Source organism: Streptomyces hilarionis, from assembly GCF_024539675.1.
In the GTDB taxonomy this organism is placed as follows: domain Bacteria; phylum Actinomycetota; class Actinomycetes; order Streptomycetales; family Streptomycetaceae; genus Streptomyces; species Streptomyces hilarionis.
The window spans coordinates 1-481 of record NZ_JAHHIT010000424.1 but is presented as its reverse complement, the minus strand read 5'-3'; the positions used below and the strand labels follow the sequence as shown (position 1 = coordinate 481).

General features: G+C 51.6%; 1 protein-coding gene. It reads left to right on the top strand.

The genetic code is table 11. From position 1 onward, the window contains the following. Positions 1-10: 10 nt before the first annotated feature. Positions 11-481: hypothetical protein (locus tag KMS84_RS38960; RefSeq protein ID WP_256921288.1), on the top strand; the 471-nt coding region annotated here is incomplete at its 3' end.

Genomic DNA, 481 nt, shown 5'->3' with positions numbered 1-481 from the left:
GTAAAGGGACTTGAATCAAGAGCTGGTTGTAATCAACACCTATGAAGACCTTCTGGCTAGACCTGGCTTTGAGCCGTCGCTTGCGTTTCATCCGAAGGCTGTCCGACGTTTTGGATCGGTTTTAGCACCTTACCGATTCCTTGACAGAATTCCTTGCGGTATCGAGTCGTGTCATACCCCCCACCTGAACGGTTATTTGATAACCACCAGTGACGGTCATGAAACGGCGATCGGTAGCCATTGCGGCAAAACACACTTTGGCATGAGCTTTACCCGCGAGCGTCAGCGAGTTGATCAGGCTATTGCCCGCCGTCGGCGTATCGAGTCAGTAATGGCGATGATTGAAGACATGCCGAGAATGATCGCCACGATTGAGGTGCTGGAGTCAGATTATCGTGAGTTGCAGGAAAAAAAGGTCCGCCTAATGGGCGCGATAGGGACTGGGATTTTTGCCGTTCTGAAACAGCGAGCTGACCGAGAC